This is a genomic window from Pseudomonas frederiksbergensis, assembly GCF_003732275.1.
GTDB classification, from domain to species: Bacteria; Pseudomonadota; Gammaproteobacteria; order Pseudomonadales; family Pseudomonadaceae; genus Aquipseudomonas; species Aquipseudomonas frederiksbergensis_H.
The window spans coordinates 1,046,294-1,071,049 of record NZ_MOBM01000038.1; the positions used below are offsets into that span (position 1 = coordinate 1,046,294).

21 protein-coding genes are annotated in these 24,756 nt (G+C 60.2%); 12 read left to right on the plus strand and 9 right to left on the minus strand.

Features of this window, described 5'->3' with window-relative positions; translation table 11 throughout:
- Positions 1-28: 28 nt before the first annotated feature.
- Positions 29-1,462 carry a MocR-like pyridoxine biosynthesis transcription factor PdxR gene (gene pdxR, locus BK662_RS24230; RefSeq protein ID WP_123359659.1) on the minus strand — a complete coding sequence of 478 codons (1,434 nt, stop codon included), beginning with the start codon at positions 1,460-1,462 and terminating at the stop codon, positions 29-31.
- A gap of 204 nt (positions 1,463-1,666) precedes the next feature.
- On the opposite strand from pdxR, the gene BK662_RS24235 reads away from it, so the two are divergent.
- Positions 1,667-2,107, plus strand: coding sequence for a carboxymuconolactone decarboxylase family protein (locus BK662_RS24235; RefSeq protein ID WP_123359658.1), 441 nt, complete (start codon positions 1,667-1,669; stop codon positions 2,105-2,107).
- Between the two features lie 270 nt (positions 2,108-2,377).
- Positions 2,378-3,358 (plus strand): LysR substrate-binding domain-containing protein, encoded by a 981-nt coding sequence (locus BK662_RS24240; protein WP_123359657.1) that lies wholly within the window; start codon positions 2,378-2,380, stop codon positions 3,356-3,358.
- Between the two features lie 126 nt (positions 3,359-3,484).
- On the opposite strand, the gene BK662_RS34875 is transcribed toward BK662_RS24240, so the two are convergent.
- The 4 genes from BK662_RS34875 to BK662_RS24255 form a co-directional block, all read right to left on the minus strand.
- Positions 3,485-3,634, minus strand: coding sequence for a hypothetical protein (locus tag BK662_RS34875; protein ID WP_185047173.1), 150 nt, complete (start codon positions 3,632-3,634; stop codon positions 3,485-3,487).
- A 181-nt stretch (positions 3,635-3,815) separates the two neighbouring features.
- Positions 3,816-4,574 (minus strand): metal-dependent hydrolase, encoded by a 759-nt coding sequence (locus BK662_RS24245; RefSeq protein ID WP_123359656.1) that lies wholly within the window; start codon positions 4,572-4,574, stop codon positions 3,816-3,818.
- A gap of 3 nt (positions 4,575-4,577) precedes the next feature.
- Positions 4,578-5,525, minus strand: coding sequence for a fatty acid desaturase family protein (locus BK662_RS24250; protein ID WP_259695948.1), 948 nt, complete (start codon positions 5,523-5,525; stop codon positions 4,578-4,580).
- Positions 5,462-6,256 (minus strand): hypothetical protein, encoded by a 795-nt coding sequence (locus BK662_RS24255; RefSeq protein WP_259695947.1) that lies wholly within the window; start codon positions 6,254-6,256, stop codon positions 5,462-5,464. Before BK662_RS24255 ends, BK662_RS24250 begins: the two co-directional genes overlap by 64 nt.
- A gap of 329 nt (positions 6,257-6,585) precedes the next feature.
- Between BK662_RS24255 and BK662_RS24260 the strand changes: the two genes are divergently transcribed.
- Positions 6,586-7,113, plus strand: a complete 528-nt coding sequence (locus BK662_RS24260) for a GNAT family N-acetyltransferase (protein ID WP_123359655.1) — start codon at positions 6,586-6,588, stop codon at positions 7,111-7,113.
- 26 nt (positions 7,114-7,139) lie between these two features.
- Here BK662_RS24260 and BK662_RS24265 read toward each other — a convergent pair whose 3' ends face one another.
- Positions 7,140-7,832 carry an aspartate/glutamate racemase family protein gene (locus BK662_RS24265; protein WP_123359654.1) on the minus strand — a complete coding sequence of 231 codons (693 nt, stop codon included), beginning with the start codon at positions 7,830-7,832 and terminating at the stop codon, positions 7,140-7,142.
- 234 nt (positions 7,833-8,066) lie between these two features.
- Between BK662_RS24265 and BK662_RS24270 the strand changes: the two genes are divergently transcribed.
- Positions 8,067-8,561, plus strand: a complete 495-nt coding sequence (locus BK662_RS24270) for a hypothetical protein (protein ID WP_123359653.1) — start codon at positions 8,067-8,069, stop codon at positions 8,559-8,561.
- 135 nt (positions 8,562-8,696) lie between these two features.
- Here BK662_RS24270 and BK662_RS24280 read toward each other — a convergent pair whose 3' ends face one another.
- Together BK662_RS24280 and ccoN are read right to left on the minus strand one after the other, a co-directional pair.
- A complete protein-coding gene (locus BK662_RS24280; protein ID WP_123359652.1) occupies positions 8,697-8,918 on the minus strand; it encodes a cbb3-type cytochrome c oxidase subunit 3 in 222 nt (73 codons plus the stop codon).
- 15 nt (positions 8,919-8,933) lie between these two features.
- Positions 8,934-10,361, minus strand: a complete 1,428-nt coding sequence (gene ccoN, locus BK662_RS24285) for a cytochrome-c oxidase, cbb3-type subunit I (RefSeq protein WP_123359651.1) — start codon at positions 10,359-10,361, stop codon at positions 8,934-8,936.
- A gap of 433 nt (positions 10,362-10,794) precedes the next feature.
- Between ccoN and nirA the strand changes: the two genes are divergently transcribed.
- The 3 genes from nirA (at position 10,795) to BK662_RS24305 (ending at position 13,856) form a co-directional block, all read left to right on the plus strand.
- Complete coding sequence (nirA, locus tag BK662_RS24295; protein WP_123359649.1) at positions 10,795-12,468, plus strand: nitrite reductase NirA; 1,674 nt, start codon at positions 10,795-10,797, stop codon at positions 12,466-12,468.
- A complete protein-coding gene (locus tag BK662_RS24300; RefSeq protein WP_123359648.1) occupies positions 12,465-12,959 on the plus strand; it encodes a DUF934 domain-containing protein in 495 nt (164 codons plus the stop codon). The genes nirA and BK662_RS24300 overlap by 4 nt, the downstream gene beginning before the upstream one ends.
- A gap of 225 nt (positions 12,960-13,184) precedes the next feature.
- Complete coding sequence (locus tag BK662_RS24305; RefSeq protein WP_123359647.1) at positions 13,185-13,856, plus strand: DUF3313 domain-containing protein; 672 nt, start codon at positions 13,185-13,187, stop codon at positions 13,854-13,856.
- Between the two features lie 186 nt (positions 13,857-14,042).
- Here BK662_RS24305 and BK662_RS24310 read toward each other — a convergent pair whose 3' ends face one another.
- Complete coding sequence (locus BK662_RS24310) at positions 14,043-14,468, minus strand: YciI family protein (RefSeq protein ID WP_123359646.1); 426 nt, start codon at positions 14,466-14,468, stop codon at positions 14,043-14,045.
- Positions 14,469-14,765: 297 nt separating this feature from the next.
- Between BK662_RS24310 and tpx the strand changes: the two genes are divergently transcribed.
- The 5 genes from tpx (at position 14,766) to BK662_RS24335 (ending at position 24,597) form a co-directional block, all read left to right on the plus strand.
- Positions 14,766-15,266, plus strand: a complete 501-nt coding sequence (gene tpx / locus BK662_RS24315; protein ID WP_123359645.1) for a thiol peroxidase — start codon at positions 14,766-14,768, stop codon at positions 15,264-15,266.
- Between the two features lie 179 nt (positions 15,267-15,445).
- Positions 15,446-16,762, plus strand: coding sequence for an MdtA/MuxA family multidrug efflux RND transporter periplasmic adaptor subunit (locus tag BK662_RS24320; protein ID WP_123359644.1), 1,317 nt, complete (start codon positions 15,446-15,448; stop codon positions 16,760-16,762).
- On the plus strand, positions 16,759-19,854 hold the full coding sequence (locus tag BK662_RS24325) for an MdtB/MuxB family multidrug efflux RND transporter permease subunit (RefSeq protein ID WP_123359643.1): 3,096 nt from the start codon (positions 16,759-16,761) through the stop codon (positions 19,852-19,854). Before BK662_RS24320 ends, BK662_RS24325 begins: the two co-directional genes overlap by 4 nt.
- A 157-nt stretch (positions 19,855-20,011) precedes the next feature.
- A complete protein-coding gene (locus tag BK662_RS24330) occupies positions 20,012-23,119 on the plus strand; it encodes an efflux RND transporter permease subunit (RefSeq protein WP_123359642.1) in 3,108 nt (1,035 codons plus the stop codon).
- Positions 23,116-24,597: an efflux transporter outer membrane subunit gene (locus tag BK662_RS24335; protein WP_123359641.1), complete on the plus strand. Its 1,482-nt coding sequence runs from the start codon at positions 23,116-23,118 to the stop codon at positions 24,595-24,597. Before BK662_RS24330 ends, BK662_RS24335 begins: the two co-directional genes overlap by 4 nt.
- Positions 24,598-24,756 lie beyond the last annotated feature (159 nt).

The following is a 24,756-nucleotide window of genomic DNA, read 5'->3' on the forward strand; positions in this document are numbered from 1 at the left end:
TCGCCAGATAAAGCCGCAGACCAATCCCTCAGCCGAGCTGCTGCAAAATGTCCCTTAACCGGTCCAGGGCGATGTCGATGTCCAGGGTTTCGATCGCGCCGAACCCCAGGAAAAGCCCGGCCCGCGGCGCTTGCTGGTAAAAAAAGCCGTCCAGGGCATAGAGCCCCACTTCGACTTTTTTTGCCAATTCGATCACCAATGGAATATCGACCGGCACCTTACACAGCACCGCCATGTGGAATCCGGCCGTGGTCGGCACCGCTTCAAACCACGGCGAAAGATCGCCCGCCATGCGTGCCAGGATCCGTTCACGGCGCCCGGCGTAAATCGTATGGCAGCGCCGGATGTGCTTGAGCAGGCAGCCTTCGGCGATGAACTTGGCCAGTGCCCATTGGGGCAGGGTGGAGGTGTGCAAGTCGGTGAGCTGCTTGGCGCGGATCACCGCTTCGAGAATCGCCGGCGGCAAAATCGCGTAACCCAGCCGCAGTTCCGGCAACAAGGTCTTCGAGAAAGTGCCGACGTAGGCGACGATACCGCGCTCATCCAGGCTTTGCAGCGAGTCGGTGGGCCGGCCTTCATAGCGGAATTCGCTGTCGTAATCGTCTTCGATAATGATCGCCCCCAGCTCGTATGCCCTTGCGAGCAGGGCTTCGCGCCGGGCCTGGCTCATGGGCATGCCCAAGGGGAACTGGTGGGACGGGGTGACGTAAATCAGCCGGGCGCCATCAGGAATGTGCTCGACCTGAATGCCTTGCGCATCCACCGGCACGCCGACCACCGTTGCGCCATGGCTCCCAAACAATAGACGTGCTGGCGGGTAACCGGGATCTTCCATGGCGACGAGGCTGCCCGGTTGGGTCAGCACCCGGGAAATCAGGTCCAGCGCCTGTTGCGCGCCGTTGCACACCACCACGTCTTCGTCCTGACAATTGACCCCGCGCGAAAACGCGATGTGCCGTGCGATCGCATTGCGCAGCGCCGGCAGGCCTTCGGGCAGGCTGTAGAAACCTTTGGAACCGGCAATCTGGCGCAAGGCATGGGAGGTGCAGCGGCGCCAATCGTCCTGCGGAAACTGGCCCTTGCTGGTGGCGCCACCGATGAACTCGTAACGCAACGAGCCTTCCAGCGTCGGGTGGCGCAAGAATGTCGGCAGGCTGCGCCAGCGTTCGATGACATCAAAGCTCGCCAGCTCCGAATGGCTCTGCTTGTGGACGATTTTTGCCGGACGGGCATTGACGTAAGTGCCCTTGCCGATCACCCCGGTGAGGAAGTTCTCATAGGTCAGTTGTGCATACGTGTCGGAAATGGTCTTGCGCGAAATCCCCAGTTGTTCGGCCAGCAAGCGGCTGGGCGGCAGCTGCGTCCCGGCTGTCAGGCGACCGGACTCAATGGCATCGCGCAGTTGCCGGTACAACTGGCCTGCCAGGTCCTTGCGGCCGTTGATGACAACATGAAGTTCCATACCGGCGGGGCTCCTGGGCGGTTTAGGCGACTGTGCGTCGCGCCAGATTACCCGCATGAACGGCTGCGCAGAAGTTGCGTGGGCGAAAAACCTGCGATTGGCCTGCTGCCGGGCGGTCCATTGTTTTTTCGCTGAATTGGGTCTGTAACGCGGGTGCATCGGCGGCTAGTGTGGAGGCACTGATCCGATCCACGAGGTCGCCCCATGAACGCCCGTCTTGATTACTACAGCGCATCCCCCAAAGCGATGAAAGCCATGATCGCCATGGAGGCCTTGACCCGCGATCTGAGCATTGAACCGGCCTTGCTGAACCTGATCAAAATCCGCGCCTCGCAGCTCAATGGCTGCGCCTTTTGCACCGACATGCACTCGGTGGACGCGCGCCGCTTCGGTGAGAGCGATCGTCGGCTGTATGCGATCGTGGTCTGGCGCGACAGCAACTTCTTCAACCCTCGGGAGCGGGCGGCCCTGGCCTGGACCGAAGCGGTAACCCTGCTTTCGGAAAGCCACGTACCGGACGATGTTTACGCAGTGGCCCGGGAGCAGTTCAGCGAAGGTGAACTGGTCGACCTGACGATGGCCGTCAGCACCATCAATAGCTGGAATCGCCTGGCGGTGAGCTTTCGGCAAATGCCCAGCGGTTGATTCAAGCGCAAACCCTGTAGGAGCTGCCGAAGGCTGCGATCTTTTGATCTTGCCCTTGCCTATACCCTCGATCAATCAACAAAGCCAAAATCAAAAGATCGCAGCCTTCGGCAGTTCCTACGCACCGCCTTCGCGGGCAAGTCGGATCGCCGCACCGCTCGCTCCTGCAGGTATCAGGCAGTTGATTCAATTTTTACCCGGCTGTCACATCAGGTTCATGAACGATCAGCAGGATGAAACGTACAAGGACAGATCGACAGGGAGTCATCAATGTCATTCATGGAATCCACCGGGCGTCAGGGTGTGGCCGAGTACCGCAGGCCCGTAAAACAGCGCGAATCCTTGCACACGCTGGCGGCCAGAATCGATCCGGTGCTGGTGCAGTCTTTCCGGGTCAGTGCCCGTTGCGGCTGTTTCATGCAAGCGGCCCGCAGCCTCAACATCAAGTCGACCCAGTTGCGTAAACAATTGGCGCAACTTGAGGCGCAATTGCAGTGTTCGCTGTTCAGCCATTCGGGCAATGGCTTTGCCCTCAGTCGTGACGGCTTGCAGTTTCAGGCGCAGTTGATTGCCTTGGCCCATGAACGCAAGTTGCCAGTGATCGAACAGCCCTTGATTCGCCTGGCCGTGGCCGAATCAATCCTGCACCACATCCTCGGCCGCGATCTGGTCTCGCTGCTGCGGCGCAACGCCAGTGTGCGTCTGGACATCATCTCCCTGGACAGCGAACTGTCCCTGCGAGCGATCAGTGCCGATGTGGTGGTGTGGCTGGCGGGCACCGATTCGCCGTTGCCAGGCCCCAGTTTCGCCATCAGCGAACCCCAGCGTCTGGCACGGCTGGACTATCTGCCGCACATCGCCAAACGCTATTCACGGGTCGCGGCGCGGCCGGACAGCCTGGGTGACCTGGCCGATTTCATGCTGGTGCAATGGCAACACGACCGTCAGGTCACCGCTTTTGGCCCATGGAACAGTCTGGTGGAGCAGCGCCTGGCAGGGGTGGTGCAGTTGCATTCCTATGAGCTGATGCTGGAGATGATCCGTTGCAGCGCCTGCATCGGTTTGTTGCCGCACTACATGAGCCAATTCGACCGGGGGCTGATGGCATTGCCCGGGCTCTTCAAGCAACCGATGCAGCGCCAGGTGTGGATGGCGGTCAATGCCGACTCCCGGAATGAGGCCGAGGTGCAGGGAATCGTCGAACTGATCCACAACACCTTCAACGAGCGGCGGGAGTGGTTTGAAGGGTAGCCACAGTTCAAATGTGGGAGCGGGCTTGCTCGCGAAGAGGCCATCACATTCGACATCAATATCGACTGTGCAGGTCGCCTTTCACGAGCAAGCCCGTTCCCACGCCTGCGTGGAACATGGGAACGATCAATTTCTTTGACTATCCCCTTGGATATCGGCCGCTGTGGCGGTGAAGGCAGGCGGCGCCGCATGACTGTGCACGGTCTGAGCACCGACACCACAACTTGCGAAAAGCGCCATCAAGCTGAATCCTGCGACGCGAAGCAAACCTTTCATAGAAATTTCCTCATTTCCGAAGGTGACATTCAGTCCGGCCAATAACGTCGTTTCACAAGTCGAAAGCCAGGTGGCAGCGCACGACTCCGGTGCTGGATAGTCGATTGATATGCTTTTTACTCTAGCAGGTGGTTGGCGCCTCAACCGTCCAGCCTTGCCGCTCTTTTATCGGGCTGACCTCTTAACTTTTTTTCAGCGGAAGAAAGTAGGCGGCCCATCCGATTGCCATCAATGCCAGGTTGGCGCCATCGCGAAACAGCAAGCTGCCCACGGCACGCCGTACTTCCTTCGAGCTGACGCGGCCGCGGGCGATGTCGAGGCGGGCAAAACTGTGCATGTGGCGAATGACATCGAACGCCATGAGCCCCGATGCTGCCAGGAAATAGAGAATCCGCTGCCAATAGGGTATGCCCAGCGACCGCGCCAGGTCCGTGGTGACGTGCTGGTGCGCCACTTCTTCAGCGCAATGCCATCGCCACAGGCGGGTCTGTGGTGACTCCTTGACCGAGAGCAAGCCGTTTCTGCGCAAGGCGGCAGCGGACATGACAGCCGTCACGTGCTCGAACGCAGCAGCCAATGCCAGTTGCGCATTGAGTGACAATTTCGACTGAAGAGCCTCGAGATCTTTTTCGATCATGTGCTCGAACTTCTTGACTTCAAACCCCTGGGTTTCCAGTTGCTGGTTGTACAGCCTGTGCGCTCGCTGGTGGGCCCGTTCCTCTGCCACGAAACTGCGCGAATGTTCGGCAAGCGCCGACGTTTGTTGCAACCGCAACGCAGATGACTCCACCACCGAAATCACGAATTGCTCACCGGCAGGAAGCAGTACCGAACAGGCATCGAACAGATAGGTCTTGATCGATGTGTCGTTCCAGAAGGGCTTGAAGATGTCGGCCTCGGCAATCTTTGCGCGCCGCGGTTCGATAGGTGCGTCTGTCATGGCTTACTTCCAGAGTCGGGGACCGAGTCGCATCCAGGTTGCAAAGAAGGTGGGCAGGTCCGTCACGCCACCTGGCTTGCGTTTGGCCAGAGCCCTCGATTGAGCGTACGCATGGAACCAGCGGGTCGCCGGCGCGTGGTGGTGAATGCGATGCAGCGAGCGATTCAGGATGAGCCAGGACAGAGGCCTTGGCAGGTATAAATCCGTCGTGATGTCAGCGGGTGCGCGGCGCGAGCCTTGAGCCGAGATCGGCACGCCATAGTGCTCGGCCTGCGTCAGCCAGAAATCCATCCAGGCAAAAAGGCAATACGGGAGCAGATAGGCGCACACAATTTGTCGAGGCACCTCATGGATGCCTAACCCCAGCACTGCAACGAAAACGACGATCAAGGCATTGTTCCAGCGCCAGCGCCAGACCGCGCGAGGGGGTGTGTAGCGTCGGGAAATAATATTGGTGGTGACGGTAACCCATAGTTGCTCCGCTGCACCCAGCAGGCTGATCAGGCGTGTCCGCCATGTCTGTTCGTACATCAGCCCTTCGGGATCATCGGCCTGGCAGGTTTTGCGGTGGTGTTCGAGGTGAAAGTAGCGGTAGCCGACGAAGTTGGCGGCGAAAATGGCAGCCGCGAACACACCCACTGCATCATTGAGACGCGTGCCAACGAGAAACTGACGATGCACAGCCTGATGCTTGATCTCCTGAACACCAATCATCAGGATCGCCTGGAGCACGATCAGCGGAGCAACGGCCAGCCATCCATACCCCGCGTGCGCAGCCAACCAGGCAATCGCGGCCGTATTCAAGACGCACAGGGCCATGAACAGATAGCTGGGCAGGTTGGAGCGCGAGCCGGCATCGACGTGCTGCGCTTTTGTCAGAGAGGCGTTCACAAGCACACGGAGCACAGTTTTTTCATGCGCTGCAGCCAGGGCAGTGGAACTCTCTTCCATATGAAGGAAAGGCCGGAGAGCGGCACTTTACCTACGATCAGCACGCCGACATCCAGCGAAGGCTCATGCGGGAAATAGTTGTCGTTGATGGCGACGATCTTGCGAAAGCCTTTTTTGAAGTAAAACCGCAGTTGCGGATCCAGCGGCAGGCCCTTGCGTTCACCTCGCACATACTGCGCTACTGGAAGATCAGGATTCTGCGAGGCCCAATGACGAAGACCCGGGACCGGCGAGCCAAGATAGATGTCTGACCATCCCGCCTTCAGCGCATGGGGCCAAAAGAACTCGAAAATCGCTTGCACCGCTTTCGGATCAATACTGCTCAGGCTGATGCCAAACAACACACCGGTTTTTGCGGACTCCTCGCCGTCCTGTTTTCTTGCACAGTCTGCCCATGTCGGGCACTTGCGTATGCTGTCGTGCCGGGTAGGTTTCATGAACAACGACGCCAGCGCAGTCCCCGTGCGAGTGCAAAAAGCGCCGATACTCAATGCCGGGAAAGAGGCGATCCGTGACGCCAGCATGGAGGCTTCGGCGCGCTGATCGTCTTCCCACTTCCTTTGCTCAAGTTCAAGCACCGAGGGAATGTCAGCTGGCGTTAGAAATCGAACGTTGATCTCAACGTCGTTAGTGGGGCAGTAGGCCCCCACTTCATTGCTGCCAGCGTAACGATCAGGGATCTTTGCAATCCCGTTTTTCAAGGCGGCTTCTATCTCGGCAACAGGCAACATTACGTATTCGGCTCACAGATTGAAGGGGCGAGAAATCAATCCGCGTTACTGTATTGCGCTTGTGTGAACGTCTGATGATGGGGCCGCAATGACTGACCCCGCTCATTTGTGGCGAGGGGGCTTGCCCCCGTTGGGCTGCGCAGCAGCCCCAAAATCATTCAACCCGGTTGTATCTGATAAATCGCATTTTCCGGGTTTACGACTGCTACGCAGCCGAACGGGGGCAAGCCCCCTCGCCACAGGTGGATACACCTTCAATTGTTATCGCCACGCAGAGGGCGTGCGGTTTAGAGTGGTCAGCCACACACCGATCAAGGACGAACACCGTCATGCCCGACCACGACCCCGCCATTCACCTCGAACGCTTCAACGAATCCCACATCGAGGGCATCACCGCGCTCTACAACGACCCGGCCGTGGCACGGCAGGTGCTGCAGATGCCGTTTCAGTCCACCGAGGTCTGGCGCCAACGGCTGATGGCGGACAACGAGCGGGCAGTGAAACTGGTGGCGCTGCACCAGGGAGCGGTCATCGGCAACATTGGCCTTGAGCAGTTTTCGCGAATCCGCCGCAGCCACGCCGGCAGCTTCGGCATGGGGGTCGCCGTGGCGTGGCAGGGCAAGGGCGTCGGCTCGAAACTGCTGGCAGCAGCGCTGGACGTCGCCGACAACTGGATGAACCTGCAACGGGTCGAACTCTCGGTGTACGCCGACAATGAAGCGGCCATCGGTCTGTACCAGAAATTCGGTTTCGAGACCGAAGGCCTGTTTCGCGATTACGCCGTGCGTGACGGCCGGCTGGTCGATACCCTGAGCATGGCGCGCCTGCGTCGCATGCCCGAGGCCCAATGCCGGTAATTTGAGCGACGAAAATCCTGTGCGAGTCAGTCGCCCAGCGCGAACGCCACCGCCGCCTGCGCATGCAGTTCGGTGGTGTCGAGCAAGGGCAGGGCGCTGTGCTCGGGTTTGATCAGCAGGCCGATTTCGGTACAGCCGAGAATGATCGCCTGGGCGCCGCGTTCGGTCAGCGATTCGATCACCCGTTGATAGACCTGGCGTGAGGCCTCGCTGATCACCCCGACGCACAACTCGTCATAGATGATCCGATGCACGGCTTGGCGCTCTTCGGCTTCCGGCACCAGCACCGTCAGGCCTTTGGCCGTCAGACGCTCCTTGAGAAAGTCCTGTTCCATGGTGAACGCGGTGCCCAGCAAACCCACTCGCAGCGCGCCAGCGTCCAGTGCCGCTTGGCCGGCCGGGTCGGCAATGTGCAGGAACGGAATATCGATCGCTGCCTGAATCTGCCCGGCCACCTTGTGCATGGTATTGGTACACAGCACCACGCACTCGGCGCCACCCGCTTCCAGACGCTGGGCTGCATCCACCAGGATCGCCGCAGCGTCGTCCCAGCGCCCGGCATGCTGGGCCTGTTCGACAGGGCCGAAGTCGACGCTGTACATCAGCAATTTCGCCGAGCGCAACGGCCCGAGGCGATCACGTACCTGCTGGTTGATGAGACGGTAATACTCGGCGCTGGACTCCCAGCTCATGCCGCCGATAAGGCCGATGGTGCGCATTGGATTTCCTCAGGCTATGGCCTGTGTTGATAGGGCAGGCCTGAAGGGAGTTTCCGTTTGTCCAACGGCGGATACCAGCGAAAATCAACTGTACCGTTCATCTTTCGGTGAAGTGTCATGGTGCTTTTTCATCTACCGAGACTCTGTAGCCGTTCGCACCTTTTCTGTACGCGAGCGGTCGGCATCTGCCATGCTCAAAGTCCGCAGCACCGCTTCAACCAAAGGAACACCGCAATGGACGATGTACAGCAACTGGGCGAGATGCTTCGCCACTATGCAGATAGCGAAGCGCACAAGAAGCAACTGTTTGAGTCGCAATCGGCCGTGTGGGCGACGCGCATTGGTGAGTTGTTCGATCAGATCCAGCAGTGGCTGGCGCCGGTCCTGACGCCGAATCTGTTGGAAGTGAGCCGCGAGGCGTATGTCGCGTCCGGGCCGAGCGTGCCGCTTGAGACGTCGACGTTCAAGACCGAGAAACTGTCCATTGTGATCGCCGGTAAACCGGTGGAGTTTGTGCCGGACGTGATGGGCGCGGGTGGGCAGATTTCCCTGGCAGTGATGGGCTTGACCGCGGCGCGTTATGGCAGCATTTCGCTGGTGTGCCTGCCGCCCTCCAGCAGTTGGCAGTGGCGCAAGACCAATGGCTTGAAAGACCCGGACACCTTTGCCTTCGATGCGAACTTCCTGGCGCAGCAGCTGCAGAGCCTGATTCCCCGCGAGCGCGGCTGAAGCGTGTTATTTGTGACGAACACATAACCACTGTGGGAGCGGGCTTGCTCGCGAAGAGGGAGTGTCAGTCGGCATCAATGTTGCCTGACACACCGCCTTCGCGAGCAAGCCCGCTCCCACAGTGATCGTGGTGTATCAGATTTCGAGGTTGCCCCAACCCGGCTTCACTTCTGCCGGCGCGACGGCGTTCACTTTCTTTCCGGTGGCCAATTCCACCCGCCGTGCCACCTCGGGGCCATCGGCAAACGGAATCAGGCTGGCATCGTCCAGGCTCTCGGCCGTCTGATGTTTCAGGCAATACTCGACCGCCAGCCAAAGCCCCAAAACACCCAATAGATTCAACACCATCTCGATCATGTCAGGCTCCTTGCCTCAGGCAATCTGCGCTTCAAGTTCAGCCATTTTCACGTCCGCCACCCGCACCGTGCGCCAGGTGTTGTAGGCCATCAGCAACATGCCGCTGAGGAAGAACACCCCACCGACAAAGCGCACGACAAACCCCGGATGGCTGGCCTGCAAGGCTTCGACGAAGGAGTAGGTCAGCGTGCCGTCGTCGTTGATCGCGCGCCACATCAACCCCTGGGTGATGCCGTTGACCCACATCGACGCGATGTACAGAACGGTACCGATGGTCGCCAGCCAGAAGTGCGCATTGATCAGGCCGATGCTGTGCATCTGCGGGCGACCGAAGACTTTCGGGACCATGTGGTAGATGGCGCCGAAGGTAATCATCGCCACCCAACCGAGGGCCCCGGCGTGAACGTGGCCGATGGTCCAGTCGGTGTAGTGGGAGAGGGCGTTCACCGTTTTGATCGCCATCATCGGCCCTTCAAACGTCGACATGCCGTAGAAGGCCAATGACAGCACCAGAAAGCGCAGGATCGGGTCGGTGCGCAACTTATGCCAGGCGCCCGACAGCGTCATCATGCCGTTGATCATCCCGCCCCAGCTCGGCGCCAGCAGAATCAGCGACATCGCCATGCCCAGCGACTGTGCCCAGTCCGGCAGCGCGGTGTAGTGCAAGTGGTGCGGGCCGGCCCAGATATACAGGGTGATCAGCGCCCAGAAATGCACGATCGACAAACGATAGGAATACACCGGCCGCCCGACCTGTTTCGGCACGAAGTAATACATCATCCCGAGGAACCCGGTAGTCAGGAAGAACCCCACGGCGTTGTGCCCGTACCACCATTGCACCATGGCGTCGGTGGCCCCGGAATACACCGGATACGACTTGAACCAGTCCACCGGGATCGACAGGTGATTGACCACGTGCAGCGTGGCGATCACCACGATGAACGCACCAAAAAACCAGTTGCCGACGTAGATGTGCCTGGTCTTGCGTTGCACCACGGTGGTGAAGAACACGATGGCGTAAGCGACCCAGACCACCGTCATGCACACCGCGCCGGAGAATTCGATCTCGGCGTATTCCTTGGTGGTGGTGTAGCCCAGCGGCAAGGTAATCAGCATCACCACGATCACCGACTGCCAGCCCCAGAAGGTGAACGCAGCGAGCTTGTCGGAGTACAGCCGAACCTGGCAGGTGCGTTGCACCGCGTAGTAACTGGCGGCGAATTGCGCGCTGCCGGCAAAGCCGAAAATCACCAGGCTGGTGTGCAGCGGGCGCAAGCGGCCGAAGGTGGTCCACGGCAGGTCGAGGTTCATCTCGGGCCACACCAGTTGCGAGGCGATCCATACCCCCATCGCCATCCCGACGACACCCCAGACGATGGTTGCCACGACGAATTGGCGAACGACCTTGTAGTTATAGGCCTGTCCGATTGTTGCTGTGCTCATGGTCAGTTCTTCCACGGTTGCAAAGTCTTGCCAGGCCATCCGGTCTGGCATGCCATGAACTGTAGAAACCCTGTTGCAAACAAAACAGACTCAGAAAAACCGAGTTTGTACGGATCAGATGCGACGCGAGCCTGCGGACATAGGCCGTGCTCTGATACGGTTTTTTGGTGTTTAGCTGAATCTGTAACGCGCTGCGCCGTAGGTGCATAGTCGCCACCTCAAGAACGAGCCGCAGAGCCTGATGCCGACCAATTAAGGCGCAGACCTTGTGGGAGCGAGCCTGCTCGCGATAGCGGACTGACAAGCAGCACATGTGTTGAATGTGCAACCGTCATCGCGAGCAGGCTCGCTCCCACATGGATTGCGGCATTCAAATCCCTGACTGACCGGCATTAGCCGCAGAGCCCGATAATCCTGATGAGGTGGCAGCCACATGTATCAATACGACGACTATGACCGGGCCCTGGTGTTCGAGCGTGTTGCGCAGTTTCGCGATCAGGTCGAACGTTTCATGGCAGGCGATTTGAGCGAAGAAGAATTCCTGCCCCTGCGTCTGCAGAACGGCCTGTACATGCAAAAGCACGCCTACATGCTGCGCGTGGCGATTCCTTACGGCACGCTGAGCGCGAAGCAAATGCGCATTCTGGCGAGCATCGCGCGGGATTACGATCGTGGCTACGGCCATTTCACCACCCGGCAAAACATGCAGTTCAACTGGATCGAACTGGCTCAGGTGCCGGACATCCTCGAACGCCTGGCCCAAGTGGAAATGCACGCGATCCAGACCTCCGGCAACTGCGTGCGCAATATCACCACCGAAGCCTTCGCCGGTGTCGCGGCGGACGAACTGATGGACCCGCGCCCGCTGGCTGAGATCCTGCGGCAATGGTCGACCATCAACCCGGAATTCCTGTTCCTGCCGCGCAAGTTCAAGATCGCCATCTGCTCGGCGAAGCAGGACCGCGCGGCGATCATGATGCATGACATCGGCCTCTATCTTTATCGCGATGACCGCGGGCAAATGCTCTTGCGGGTGATTGTTGGCGGCGGGTTGGGGCGCACGCCGATCCTCGGTTTGCAGATTCGCGAAGGCTTGCCGTGGCAGCACCTGCTGTCCTATGTCGAGGCAGTGTTACGGGTCTATAACCGTTACGGACGGCGCGATAACAAGTACAAGGCGCGGATCAAGATTCTGGTCAAGGCTTTGGGTATCGAGGCGTTCGCCAGGGAAGTGGAGGAGGAGTGGGTGTACCTCAAGGACGGTCCGGCGCAGTTGACCGACGTCGAATATGAGCGTGTCGCCAGTGCCTTCGTGCCGCCCGATTACCGTCCACTGGCCGGCACTGATCTGGACTTCGGTACACGCCTGGCCGAGAAACCGGCATTCGCCCGTTGGGTGGCGCGCAATGTTCAACCGCACAAGGTGGCGGGTTACGCCAGCGTGGTGCTGTCGACCAAGCCGGGCATCACCGCGCCGCCGGGGGATGTCACCGCCGAGCAAATGGAAGCGGTGGCCCAGTGGTCCGAGCAGTTTGGTTTCGGCGAAATCCGCATCGCCCATGAACAGAACATCGTCCTGCCGGATGTGCCCAAGGCTGACCTTTATCTACTGTGGTGCCTGGCCTGCGAGCAAGGCCTGGGCTGCGCCAACATCGGCTTGCTAACCGACATCATCGCCTGCCCCGGCGGTGACTTTTGCGCGTTGGCCAACGCCAAATCAATCTCCATAGCACAAGCGATTCAGGCGCGTTTCGAGGATCTGGATTACCTGCATGACCTGGGCGACATCAGCCTGAACATCTCCGGTTGCATGAACGCCTGCGGCCACCACCACATCGGCAACATCGGCATTCTTGGCGTCGATAAGAACGGCAGCGAGTGGTACCAGATCACCCTCGGCGGTGCCCAGGGCAAGAACAGCGCGTTGGGCAAAGTCATCGGCCCGTCCTTCAGCGCTGCCGAAGTGCCCGATGTCATTGAACGGATCATTGCCACGTTCGTTCGCTACCGGGAAAGCGAGGAGCTGTTCGTCGATACCTTTGCGCGCATCGGTCTGGAGCCGTTCAAGGAGCGGGTATACCCGAAAATGCTGGAGGTGTCGGCATGAACAATCTGCTGCGTTTGCAAGACCGCGGCGCCGAGTGGGTGCGCGATGATCCGTGGCAGCTGATTCGTGAAACAACGGAGGAATTGCCGGCCGGGCCGCTGATACTGCCGTTACCCCAGTGGCTGACCCTGAATGCCGACAGGACATCAGCGCTCGAAGGCGTCTGGCTGGGTCCCAGCGACGAAGTGACAAACCTGGCCCCATGGTTTCCCGACCTGCCGTTGATTGCCCTGGACTTCCCGAGTTTTCGCGACGGACGTGCCTACAGCCAGGCCTATCTGCTGCGTACGCGTTTCGGTTGGCAAGGCGAATTGCGCGCGATTGGCGATGTACTGCGCGATCAACTCAGCCACATGCGCCAATGCGGTTTCGACAGCTTTGCCGTGCGCGAAGACAAATCCGCCGAAGATGCGCTGAAGGGATTGGCCGGGATGAGTGTGCTTTATGGGCGCTCGGTGATTGAGCCGCGGCCGTTGTTCAGACGGCGCTGAAGCCTGTGGCGAGGGGGCCTGTCCCAATGCTAGTAAATTAAGAGTTTTGAGCGACGAAAATCCTGTGGGCGCGTGGCTTGCCCGCGAAGAGCCCTTCGAATATCAACGATATGCTGCGGCAATAGATGAATATTGTGTTTTTTGAAAACAAAGTGCCGGGCATTGGCTATACCTGTAATTCCTCTATGCAATATTGTTGCCCGGCCTTCTGACAGGAGTTACAGCATGAAGCTTGCGTTAATGATGAGCACACTGTGCATCGCCTCTATCGGGATGGTGGGGTGCTCCAGTAAAGTCGTTGAGCCAGACCAGTATTCCGGTTTTCTCAAGGACTACAGTCAGCTGAAGGAAGCCAAGTCGCCATCGGGCGCCGTGGTGATGCGCTGGATGGACCCCAAGCTCGATGTCAAAAAATTCACCAGTGTCTACATCGAGCCGACTCAGCTCTATCCCAAACCGCAACCGACGGTGAAAATCCCGCAGACCACACTGAACGGCATCACCAGTTACTACGATCAAGCACTTAAACGCGAAATAGGCAAATCCCTGCCACTGGCCAACGGCCCCGGCCCCGGCGTGATGGTGGTGCGTGCGGCGATCACCTCTGTCACCAGCAAGACCGAAGGCCTTCAGCCTTATGAAGTGATCCCGATCGCCCTGGTGGCAGCGGCAGTCAGTACAGCCAGCGGCATTCGCGACCAGGAAACCAATCTGGCCACCGAAGCGGTGTTTCTCGATGGCGGCAACAACAAAGTCGTGGCCCAGGTGGTGCGCAAGGGCATCGGCAAACCGCTGGAAAACTCAGATCAGGTGATGAAGGCCGGTGACGTGAAAAACGTGATCGATGGCTGGGCGTCGGATATGCATCAGTCGTATCTGAAGCTCAAGTCCAAGTAATGCGGCGGGGCTGAGGGCCTATATCGCGAGCAGGCTCGCTCCCACATTGATTCTGTTTCGATCACAGATTTTGTGAACACCAGAGATCAAATGTGGGAGCGGGCTTGCTCGCGAAAGCGGTCTCCCGGTACTACTAATTTCCCCTTGAGACCCCGATATCCCCGCCTACGGTGCATCAGGTGTGATTCAGTTCTTCTTCGCCTGCGTACGCACTCGCTCTTCCTGCTCGCGCAATTGCGGTGTGAACTCGGCACCGAAGTCTTCGGCCTCGTACACCTGGCGAATCTCGATCTCGGCCTCTGTCCCCGGCATCGGGTTGGGGCAGCGCTTGACCCACTCGATCGCTTCCTCTTTCGACTTCACCTGCCACAACCAATAGCCGGCGATCAGCTCTTTGGTGGCGGCGAACGGGCCGTCGATCACCGTGCGCTGGTCACCCGAAAAACGTACGCGGGCGCCTTTGCTGCTGGGCTGCAGGCCGTCGCAATCGATGAGGATGCCGGCCTTGACCAGTTCCTCGTTGAAATTGCCCATTGCAGTCATCAGTTCTTCGCTGGGCATCACACCGGCCTCGGAATCCGGGCTGGCTTTCACAATGATCATGAATCGCATGGTCTTGTCTCCGCTGGATTTGAGTGACTCACTGTCTAGTCGAATGGCCATGGGCTAAATCGACAATGCGGCCAAAGGAAAATCGCTACAAACCTTTTGCCCCTATCTCTGTAGGAGCGAGGCTTGCCCGCTCCCACAGGGTGGTGCAGTGTTAGTAAGTTTTGTTGAAACACCTGTATCCATTTTTGTGCGACGACATATCACAATTTGTATCTGGGCATAGGTCGTCAGGCGATTTCGTGGTTAACTTCGGCCTCGTCAAAATTCTCTACATCAACGTTCAGAAGGACTCCGTTCATGGCTCAAGTCACTCTTAAAGGCAACCCGGTTCAAGTCAACGGCCAATTGCCACAAGCCGGTTCCCAGGCGCCAGCCTTTTCCCTGGTTGCCGGCAATCTGTCCGACGTGACCCTGGCGAGCTTCGCCGGCAAGCGCAAAGTGTTGAACATCTTCCCAAGCATCGACACCCCGACCTGCGCCACCTCCGTGCGCAAGTTCAATGCCCAGGCCAATGATGTCGCCAACACCGTGGTGCTGTGCATCTCCGCTGACCTGCCGTTCGCCCAGGCTCGTTTCTGCGGCGCTGAAGGCCTGGAAAACGTGCAGAACCTGTCGACCCTGCGCGGTGCCGAGTTCATCGAGAACTACGGCGTGGCGATTGCCGATGGCCCACTCAAAGGCCTGACCGCCCGTGCCGTCGTGGTTCTGGACGAAAACGACAAGGTTCTGCACAGCGAACTGGTTAGCGAAATCGGTCAAGAACCAAACTACGAAGCGGCACTCGCTGTTTTGAAATAAGCGCGGTTTTACAATTGTTAACGGCCTGGCCCTGTCCAGGCCGTTTTCATTTGTGCTTCAGTGTCTTAGCCAAACCTCCTGTTACGTAAGCCAAAGGTAAATTGCCGGTAAAGGCGCTTTGCTTAATACCCGCCAGTGCTTATCGTTCAGCCTCCCGTAGAAAGAAGCTCACGCGCCCAATGGTTGATCATTCCATGCAATCCTCCGCTTCCCGCAATCCTCGTCGCTGGCTGTTCGGCCTGCTTGTCCTGTTGGTCATCGCTGGCCTGTGCTGGAAGTTCTGGCCCGCAGGCAGCAGCCCGAAGGAGGGCGCAGGGCAGAAAGCCGTTGCCGGGCATACAGGCCGGTCGGGGGGAATGCGTCCGGGGTTTGGTGGGGCGAGCGGGCCGGTTCCGGTGCGCGTGGCGCCGGCGGTCAAAGGCGATTTCCCGTTGTATTACAAGGCGCTGGGCACCGTGACCGCGCTGAACACCATCAATGTGCGCAGCCGCGTCGGTGGCGAACTGGTCAAGGTTTATTTCGAAGAAGGGCAAATGGTCAAGGCGGGCGACCTGCTGGCCGAGATCGACCCGCGTCCTTACCAGAACGCCTTGCTCCAGGCCGAAGGCACCTTGCTGCAGAATCAGGCACAACTGAAAAACGCCCAAGTCGATGTCGAGCGCTATCGCGGCCTGTACCGCGAAGACAGTATCGCCAAGCAAACCCTGGACACCGCCGAAGCATTGGTCGGCCAGTACCTGGGCACGGTCAAGACCAATCAGGCGGCGGTCAACGACGCCAAGCTCAACCTGGAATTCACCAAGATTCGCGCCCCGATCGCCGGGCGCGTAGGCCTGCGTCAGCTGGATGTCGGCAACCTTGTGGCGGCCAACGACACCACGGCGCTGGTGATCATCACCCAGACCCAACCGATCAGCGTGGCGTTCACCTTGCCGGAAAACAGCCTGGACACCGTGCTGGCCCGCTATCGCACCGGCGCCAAACTGCCCGCCGAAGCCTGGGACCGTGGTGACACCAAATTGCAGGCCACTGGCGTGTTGCAGAGCCTGGATAACCAGATCGACGTCACCACCGGCACCCTGAAATTCAAGGCCCGTTACGAGAACCGCGATCAAGCGCTGTTCCCCAATCAATTCGTCAACGTCCACTTGCTGGCCGACACCCTCAAGGGTGTGGTGCTTGCGCCCTCGGCGGCGATCCAGTTCGGCACCAACGGTACGTTCGTCTATGCCATGGACGGCGACAAGAAGGTCACCATCCGCCAGTTGAAAGTCGGCGCCAGTGACGGTGACAACACGGTGATCACCGAAGGCCTGGCCGCTGGTGATCGGGTGGTGCTGGAAGGCACCGACCGCCTGAAAGAAGGCAGCGAAGTGGAGGTCGTCAACGACAGCAAGGATGTGCCGACCACCCCGACCGAACACCTGCAAGGCAAGTCGGCCGCCACTGCACCTGACGCGACGGCCACCGACAAGGCGAAAAAGGGCGGCGCATGAACATCTCGCGGCTGTTCATCCTTCGCCCGGTCGCCACGACCCTGAGCATGCTGGCGATTATTCTGGCCGGCGTGATCGCTTATCGGCTGCTGCCAGTGTCGGCATTGCCCCAGGTCGACTACCCGACCATTCGCGTCATGACGCTCTATCCCGGCGCCAGCCCGGATGTCATGACCAGCGCCGTGACTGCACCACTGGAGCGTCAGTTCGGGCAGATGCCCGGCCTGACCCAGATGGCCTCGACCAGTTCCGGCGGCGCTTCGGTGCTGACCCTGCGGTTCAGCCTCGACATCAACATGGACGTTGCCGAGCAGCAAGTGCAGGCCGCGATCAACGCTGCGACCAATTTGCTGCCCAAGGACTTGCCGGCACCGCCGGTGTACAACAAGGTCAACCCGGCGGACACCCCGGTGCTGACCCTCGCCATCACCTCCAAAACCATGCTGTTGCCCAAGCTCAATGATTTGGTCGACACCCGCATGGCGCAAAAAATCGCCCAGATCAGCGGCGTCGGCATGGTCAGCATTGCCGGCGGCCAGCGTCAGGCAGTGCGGATCAAGGTCAACCCAGAGGCCTTGGCGGCCAATGGCCTGAACCTGTCGGACGTGCGCACTCTGATCGGCGCCTCCAACGTCAATCAGCCCAAGGGCAACTTCGACGGGCCGACTCGGGTGTCGATGCTCGACGCCAACGATCAGCTGACCTCACCGAAGGATTACGCCAACCTGATTCTGGCCTACAGCAACGGCGCGCCGTTGCGGCTCAAAGACGTGGCGGAGATCGTCGACGGCGCCGAGAACGAACGTCTGGCGGCGTGGGCCAATGAAAACCAGGCGGTATTGCTGAACATCCAGCGCCAGCCCGGCGCCAACGTCATCGAAGTAGTCGATCGGATCAAGGCCTTGCTGCCAAGCATCACCGACAACCTGCCGGCCGGTCTCGACGTTACAGTGCTCACCGACCGCACCCAGACCATCCGCGCCTCGGTCACCGACGTGCAACACGAACTGCTGATCGCCATCGCGCTGGTGGTGATGGTCACGTTCCTGTTCTTGCGGCGGGCCAGCGCCACGATCATTCCGTCGGTGGCCGTGCCACTGTCGTTGATCGGCACCTTCGGCGTGATGTACCTCGCAGGCTTTTCGGTCAACAACCTGACCCTGATGGCGCTGACCATCGCCACCGGTTTCGTGGTGGACGATGCGATCGTCATGCTGGAGAACATTTCCCGATTTATCGAAGAGGGCGACAGCCCGCTGCAAGCGGCGCTCAAGGGCGCCAAGCAGATTGGTTTCACCCTGATTTCCCTGACGCTGTCGCTGATCGCGGTGTTGATTCCGCTGTTGTTCATGGCGGACGTGGTGGGGCGCTTGTTCCGCGAGTTTGCGATCACCCTGGCGGTGGCGATCCTGATTTCCCTTGTCGTCTCCCTGACCCTGACGCCAATGATGTGCGCGCGGCTGCTCAAGCGTGAGCCCAAGGAAGCAGAGCAGGGCCGTTTCTATCGCTCCAGTGGCGCCGCAATTGATTGGATGATCGCGGCTTACGGGTGCAAGTTAAAGTGGGTTCTCAAGCACCAGCCGCTGACCCTGATGGTGGCCATCGGCACGCTGGCATTGACCGTGTTCCTGTACATGGTGGTGCCCAAGGGCTTCTTCCCGGTGCAGGACACCGGGGTGATCCAGGGTATTTCCGAGGCGCCACAGTCGATTTCCTTCGCGGCGATGAGCGAGCGGCAGCAGGAACTGGCCAAGGTGATCCTCGCCGATCCGGCCGTGGAGAGCCTGTCGTCCTACATCGGAGTCGACGGTGACAACTCGACGCTGAACAGCGGTCGGCTGCTGATCAACCTCAAATCCCACAGCAATCGCGACCTGAGCGCCACCGAAGTGATTGCGCGTCTGCAACCGGAATTGGACAAGCTGATCGGCATTCGCCTGTTCATGCAGCCAGTGCAGGACCTGACCATCGAAGATCGGGTCAGCCGCACGCAGTACCAGTTCAGCATGTCGTCGCCGGATTCCGAGTTGCTCAGCCTGTGGAGCGGGCGTCTGGTGGAAGCCCTGGCGCAACGACCGGAATTGACCGACGTCGCCAGTGATTTGCAGGACAAGGGCTTGCAGGTGTATCTGGTGATCGACCGTGATGCGGCGTCGCGGGTCGGTGTATCGGTGTCGAACATCACCGACGCGCTGTACGACGCCTTCGGTCAGCGGCAGATTTCCACCATTTACACCCAGGCCAGCCAATACCGCGTGGTGCTGCAGTCGCAGTCCGGCGAGAAGATCGGCCCGGATGCGCTGAACCAGATTCACGTCAAGACCACCGATGGCGGCCAGGTGCGCCTGTCCAGCCTGGCGCATGTCGAGGAACGTCAGGCGCAACTGGCGATCACCCACATTGGCCAGTTCCCGGCGGTGATGATGTCCTTCAACCTGGCGCCCGGCGTGGCGTTGGGGCATGCGGTGCAGATCATCGATCAGGTGCAGAAAGACATCGGCATGCCGATTGGCGTGCAGACCCAGTTCCAGGGCGCGGCCGAAGCGTTCCAGGCGTCGCTGTCGAGCACCTTGCTGCTGATTCTGGCGGCGGTGGTGACCATGTACATCGTGCTCGGCGTGCTCTACGAGAGTTACATTCACCCGATCACCATTCTCTCGACCTTGCCCTCGGCGGCGGTCGGCGCCTTGCTGGCGTTGCTGTTGAGCGGCAATGACCTGGGGATGATCGCGATCATCGGCATCATCCTGCTGATCGGTATCGTGAAAAAGAACGCGATCATGATGATCGACTTCGCCCTCGAGGCTGAACGCAATCAGGGCATGGACCCGCAAACCGCGATCTATCAGGCAGCGCTGCTGCGTTTCCGGCCAATTCTGATGACCACCCTGGCGGCGTTGTTCGGCGCGGTGCCGTTGATGCTGGCCACCGGTTCCGGGGCGGAGCTGCGCCAGCCTTTGGGTCTGGTGATGGTCGGTGGCTTGCTGGTGAGTCAGGTGCTGACGTTGTTTACCACGCCTGTTATCTACTTGTACTTCGATCGGTTGGGACGCCGTTTCGGCAAGTCCGACGTCCAAGAGGCGGCGGTATGATGGCTCGCAAAGACAAATCTGCCCCTGCAAGGCGCACCCCTTGTGGGAGCGAGCCTGCTCGCGATAGCGGTGGGGCAGTAAGCATCGATATTGAATGTGCAGGCCTCATCGCGAGCAGGCTCGCTCCCACAGGGGTGGATGTCGGGAGCTGGCGTCGATGAACCTGTCCGGTCCTTTCATCAAGCGCCCGGTCGCAACGATGTTGTTGAGCCTGGCGATCATATTGCTGGGCGGCGTGAGCTTCGGCCTGTTGCCGGTATCGCCGCTGCCGCAGATGGACTTCCCGGTGATCGTGGTTCAGGCCAGTTTGCCCGGTGCGAGCCCTGAGGTCATGGCCTCGACCGTGGCCACACCGCTTGAGCGTTCCTTCGGCGCCATCGCCGGGGTCAACACCATGAGCAGCCGTTCCAGCCAAGGCTCGACGCGGGTGATTCTGCAGTTCGACCTGGACCGCGACATCAACGGCGCGGCGCGGGAAGTGCAGGCGGCGATCAATGCCTCGCGCAATTTGCTGCCGAGCGGCATGCGCAGCATGCCCACCTACAAGAAGGTCAACCCCTCCCAGGCGCCGATCATGGTGTTGTCGCTGACCTCGGATGTGCTGGAAAAAGGCCAGCTCTATGATTTGGCCTCGACCATTTTGTCCCAGAGCCTGTCGCAGGTGCAGGGCGTGGGTGAAGTGCAGATCGGTGGCAGTTCGTTGCCGGCGGTGCGCATCGAACTCGAACCCCAGGCGCTCAACCAGTACGGCGTGGCCCTGGATGACGTGCGCAACACCATCGCCAACGCCAACGTGCGCCGGCCCAAGGGCTCGGTCGAAGACAGCCAGCGGCTGTGGCAGGTTCAGGCCAACGATCAACTGGAAAAGGCCAAGGACTACGAGTCGCTGATCATTCACTACGCGGACGGCGCGGCCCTGCGCCTGAAGGATGTGGCCAAGGTCAGTGACGGCGTCGAGGACCGCTACAACAGCGGCTTCTTCAACGACGACGCGGCGGTGTTGCTGGTGATCAACCGCCAGGCCGGCGCCAACATCATCGAGACGGTCAACGAGATCAAGGCGCAGTTGCCGGCGTTGCAGGCCGTGTTGCCGGCCAGCGTCAAGCTGAACCTGGCGATGGACCGTTCGCCGGTGATCAAGGCCACCCTGCATGAAGCGGAAATGACCCTGCTGATTGCCGTGGCGCTGGTGATTCTGGTGGTGTTCCTGTTCCTCGGTAATTTCCGCGCCTCGCTGATTCCGACCCTGGCGGTGCCGGTGTCGCTGGTGGGCACGTTTGCGGTGATGTACCTCTACGGGTTCTCTCTGAACAACCTGTCGCTGATGGCACTGATCCTGGCTACCGGGCTGGTGGTGGACGATGCCATCGTGGTGCTGGAGAACATTTCCCGGCACATCGACAAGGGCGTGCCACCGATGAAGGCCGCGTATCTTGGGGCCCAGGAAGTCGGCTTCACGCTGCTGTCGATGAACGTCTCGCTGGTGGCGGTGTTCCTGTCGATCCTGTTCATGGGCGGGATCATCGAAAGCCTGTTCCGCGAGTTTTCTATCACCCTGGCGGCCGCGATCGTAGTGTCGTTGCTGGTGTCGCTGACGCTGACGCCGATGCTCTGTGCGCGCTGGCTCAAGCCGCATACACCGGGGCAGGAAAACCGTTTGCAACGCTGGAGCCAGCGAACCAACGAGTGGATGGTCGGCAAATACGCCACCAGCCTCGACTGGGTGTTGCGTCACCGTCGGCTGACCTTGCTCAGTCTGTTCGTGACGATTGGCGTGAATATCGCGTTGTATGTTGTTGTTCCTAAAACATTTTTACCCCAGCAGGACACCGGTCAATTGATCGGTTTCGTGCGCGGCGACGATGGCCTGTCATTCAGCGTGATGCAGCCGAAGATGGAAATCTTCCGCCGCGCCGTGCTCAAGGACGAGGCGGTGCAAAGCGTCGCCGGGTTCATCGGTGGCAACAACGGCACCAACAACGCCTTCATGCTGGTGCGACTGAAGCCGATCAAGGAACGCAACGTGTCCGCGCAGAAAGTCATCGAACGCCTGCGCAAGGAAATGCCCAAGGTGCCCGGTGCGCAATTGATGCTGATGGCCGATCAGGACCTGCAATTTGGCGGCGGCCGCGAGCAGACCACTTCGCAATATTCCTACATCCTGCAAAGCGGCGATCTTGGCGCATTGCGTGAGTGGTATCCGAAAGTCGTCACCGCCCTCAAGGCGCTGCCGGAACTGACGGCGATTGATGCGCGTGAAGGCCGTGGCGCCCAGCAAGTGACCCTGATTGTCGATCGTGATCAGGCCAAGCGTCTGGGCGTGGACATGGACATGGTCACGGCGGTGCTGAACAACGCCTACAGCCAGCGGCAGATTTCGACGATCTACGACAGCCTCAACCAGTATCAGGTGGTGATGGAGGTCAACCCGAAATACGCGCAGGACCCGGTCACGCTCAAGCAAGTGCAGGTGATCACCGCCGACGGTGCGCGGATTCCGCTGTCGACCATTGCCCATTACGAAAACAGCCTGGAAGACGACCGGGTCAGCCACGAAGGCCAGTTCGCGTCGGAGAGCATCGCTTTCGACATGGCCGAAGGCGTGACGGTGGAGCAGGGCTCGGCGGCCATCGAGCGGGCGATTGCCAAGGTCGGTCTGCCGGAAGACGTGATCGCGAAAATGGCCGGTACCGCCGATGCGTTTGCCGCCACCCAGAAGAGCCAGCCGTGGATGATTCTCGGCGCGCTGGTGGCGGTGTATCTGGTGCTGGGCGTGCTGTATGAAAGCTACATCCATCCGCTGACCATTCTCTCGACCTTGCCGTCCGCCGGTGTCGGAGCGTTGTTGTCGATCTACGTGCTGGGCGGCGAGTTCAGCCTGATCTCCTTGCTCGGGCTGTTCCTGCTGATCGGCGTGGTGAAGAAAAACGCGATTCTGATGATCGACCTGGCGCTGCAACTGGAACGGCACCAGGGCCTGGCGCCGCTGGAGTCGATCCGCAGCGCCTGTCTGCAACGGCTGCGGCCGATTTTGATGACCACCCTGGCGGCGATCCTTGGCGCCTTGCCGTTGTTGCTGAGCCGGGCCGAAGGGGCGGAAATGCGTCAGCCGCTGGGCCTGACCATCATCGGCGGGCTGGTCTTCAGCCAAGTGCTGACCCTTTACACCACCCCGGTGGTTTACCTCTATCTCGACAAACTGCGCCATCGCTTCAACCACTGGCGTGGGGTGCGTACCGATGCTGCTCTGGAAACTCCGCTATGACTGACCGTTCGCTTATCAACCTGACTGCACCGCTGATCACGGCCCGAGGCTCGCGCTTGCTGAGCCTGTCGCTGTGCGTGGCGATGCTCAGCGCCTGCGCTATCGGCCCGGATTACCAGCGCCCGCAAGCCGCCGCGCCGGCACAGTACAAGGAAGCGGCTGGCTGGCGTCAGGCCAATCCCAGCGATTCTCTGGCGCGCGGTGCCTGGTGGGAGCTGTATGGCGATCAGCAGCTCAATGGCTTGATCGAAAAACTCAACAGCGCCAACCAGACTGTCGCCCAGTCCGAAGCCCAGTACCGCCAGGCCCAGGCCTTGGTGCGCAGCGCCCGGGGTGCGTTTTTCCCGACGGTGGACCTGACAGTCGGGAAAACCCGTTCCAGCCAGGGCACCGGTAGCAGCAGTTCGAGCCTGAGCAGTTCCTCCAGCGGTATTCGCGACACTTACACGGCGCAGGCCGGGGTCAGTTGGGAAGCGGACGTCTGGGGCAAATTGCGCCGAGGCCTGGAAGCCGACACCGCCAACGCCGAGGCGAGTTTTGCCGACCTGGCGGCGATGCGCCTGAGCCAGCAATCGGAGCTGGTGCAGAACTACCTGCAACTGCGGGTGATCGACGAACAGAAACGCCTGCTGGAAGCGACGGTCGAGGCCTATCAGCGCTCGCTGACCATGACCGAAAACCAGTACCGCGCCGGTGTCTCCGGCAAGGACGCAGTGGCCCAGGCCACCACGCAGCTCAAAAGCACCCAGGCAGAGATGGTCGACCTGATCTGGCAGCGCGCGCAGTTCGAGAACGCCATCGCCGTACTGATTGGTCTGCCGCCGGCCGAGTTCAGCCTGGCTGAAACCCAAGACATCCCGGCATTGCCGCAGGTGCCGCTGAGCCTGCCGTCGCAGTTGCTGGAACGCCGCCCGGATATCGCCTCCGCCGAACGCTCGGTGATGGCCGCCAACGCCAATATCGGCGTGGCCAAAGCCGCTTACTACCCAGACCTGACCCTGAGCCTGAACGGCGGTTATAGCAGCAGCACCACTAATAACTGGATCAGCGTGCCGAACCGCTTCTGGTCGGTCGGGCCGCAACTGGCCATGACCCTGTTCGACGGTGGGCAGCGTTCGGCGGAAGTCGATCGCAGCGAAGCGGCCTATGACGAGACCGTCGCCAAGTACCGCCAGACCGTGCTCGATGGCTTCCGTGAAGTGGAAAACTATCTGGTGCAGCTCAAGGTGCTGGAAGACGAAGCCAAGGTGCGCCAGGAAGCCCTGGATGCGGCGCGTGAGTCTCTGCGGTTGACCCAGAATCAGTACAAGGCAGGGGTGATTGCTTATCTGGATGTGGTGGTGGTTCAGGCCACGGCGTTGAGCAACGAGCGCAACGTGCTGAGCTTGCTGCAGAGCCGCTTGATCGCCAGCGTGCAATTGATTGCCGCACTGGGCGGCGGATGGGACGGGCAGCTTCAGGTGAGCGACAAGCAATAACGCAACATCGTGGCGAGGGGCTTGCCTGTGGCGAGGGAGCTTGCTCCCGCTGGACGGCGAAGCCGTCCCATAGGTGTTGACGCATACGTTCAGACAAAACGCGTCAACCGGCTTGCGACTGCTGCGCAGCCGAGCGGGAGCAAGCTCCCTCGCCACAGA

Coding starts and splice junctions, on each gene's coding strand:
- pdxR (WP_123359659.1), bottom strand. CDS start 1,462: ATGGAACTTCATGTTGTCATCAACGGCCGCAAGGACCTGGCAGGCCAG.
- BK662_RS24305 (WP_123359647.1), top strand. CDS start 13,185: ATGAAGCTTGCGTTAATGATGAGCACACTGTGCATCGCCTCTATCGGG.
- BK662_RS24260 (WP_123359655.1), top strand. CDS start 6,586: ATGCCCGACCACGACCCCGCCATTCACCTCGAACGCTTCAACGAATCC.
- BK662_RS24245 (WP_123359656.1), bottom strand. CDS start 4,574: ATGACAGACGCACCTATCGAACCGCGGCGCGCAAAGATTGCCGAGGCC.
- ccoN (WP_123359651.1), bottom strand. CDS start 10,361: ATGAGCACAGCAACAATCGGACAGGCCTATAACTACAAGGTCGTTCGC.
- BK662_RS24330 (WP_123359642.1), top strand. CDS start 20,012: ATGAACCTGTCCGGTCCTTTCATCAAGCGCCCGGTCGCAACGATGTTG.
- BK662_RS24240 (WP_123359657.1), top strand. CDS start 2,378: ATGTCATTCATGGAATCCACCGGGCGTCAGGGTGTGGCCGAGTACCGC.
- BK662_RS24325 (WP_123359643.1), top strand. CDS start 16,759: ATGAACATCTCGCGGCTGTTCATCCTTCGCCCGGTCGCCACGACCCTG.
- BK662_RS24320 (WP_123359644.1), top strand. CDS start 15,446: ATGGTTGATCATTCCATGCAATCCTCCGCTTCCCGCAATCCTCGTCGC.
- BK662_RS24335 (WP_123359641.1), top strand. CDS start 23,116: ATGACTGACCGTTCGCTTATCAACCTGACTGCACCGCTGATCACGGCC.
- BK662_RS24235 (WP_123359658.1), top strand. CDS start 1,667: ATGAACGCCCGTCTTGATTACTACAGCGCATCCCCCAAAGCGATGAAA.
- BK662_RS24265 (WP_123359654.1), bottom strand. CDS start 7,832: ATGCGCACCATCGGCCTTATCGGCGGCATGAGCTGGGAGTCCAGCGCC.
- BK662_RS24270 (WP_123359653.1), top strand. CDS start 8,067: ATGGACGATGTACAGCAACTGGGCGAGATGCTTCGCCACTATGCAGAT.
- BK662_RS24300 (WP_123359648.1), top strand. CDS start 12,465: ATGAACAATCTGCTGCGTTTGCAAGACCGCGGCGCCGAGTGGGTGCGC.
- BK662_RS24255 (WP_259695947.1), bottom strand. CDS start 6,256: ATGTTGCCTGTTGCCGAGATAGAAGCCGCCTTGAAAAACGGGATTGCA.
- BK662_RS24280 (WP_123359652.1), bottom strand. CDS start 8,918: ATGATCGAGATGGTGTTGAATCTATTGGGTGTTTTGGGGCTTTGGCTG.
- BK662_RS24250 (WP_259695948.1), bottom strand. CDS start 5,525: ATGGAAGAGAGTTCCACTGCCCTGGCTGCAGCGCATGAAAAAACTGTG.
- BK662_RS34875 (WP_185047173.1), bottom strand. CDS start 3,634: ATGAAAGGTTTGCTTCGCGTCGCAGGATTCAGCTTGATGGCGCTTTTC.
- BK662_RS24310 (WP_123359646.1), bottom strand. CDS start 14,468: ATGCGATTCATGATCATTGTGAAAGCCAGCCCGGATTCCGAGGCCGGT.
- tpx (WP_123359645.1), top strand. CDS start 14,766: ATGGCTCAAGTCACTCTTAAAGGCAACCCGGTTCAAGTCAACGGCCAA.
- nirA (WP_123359649.1), top strand. CDS start 10,795: ATGTATCAATACGACGACTATGACCGGGCCCTGGTGTTCGAGCGTGTT.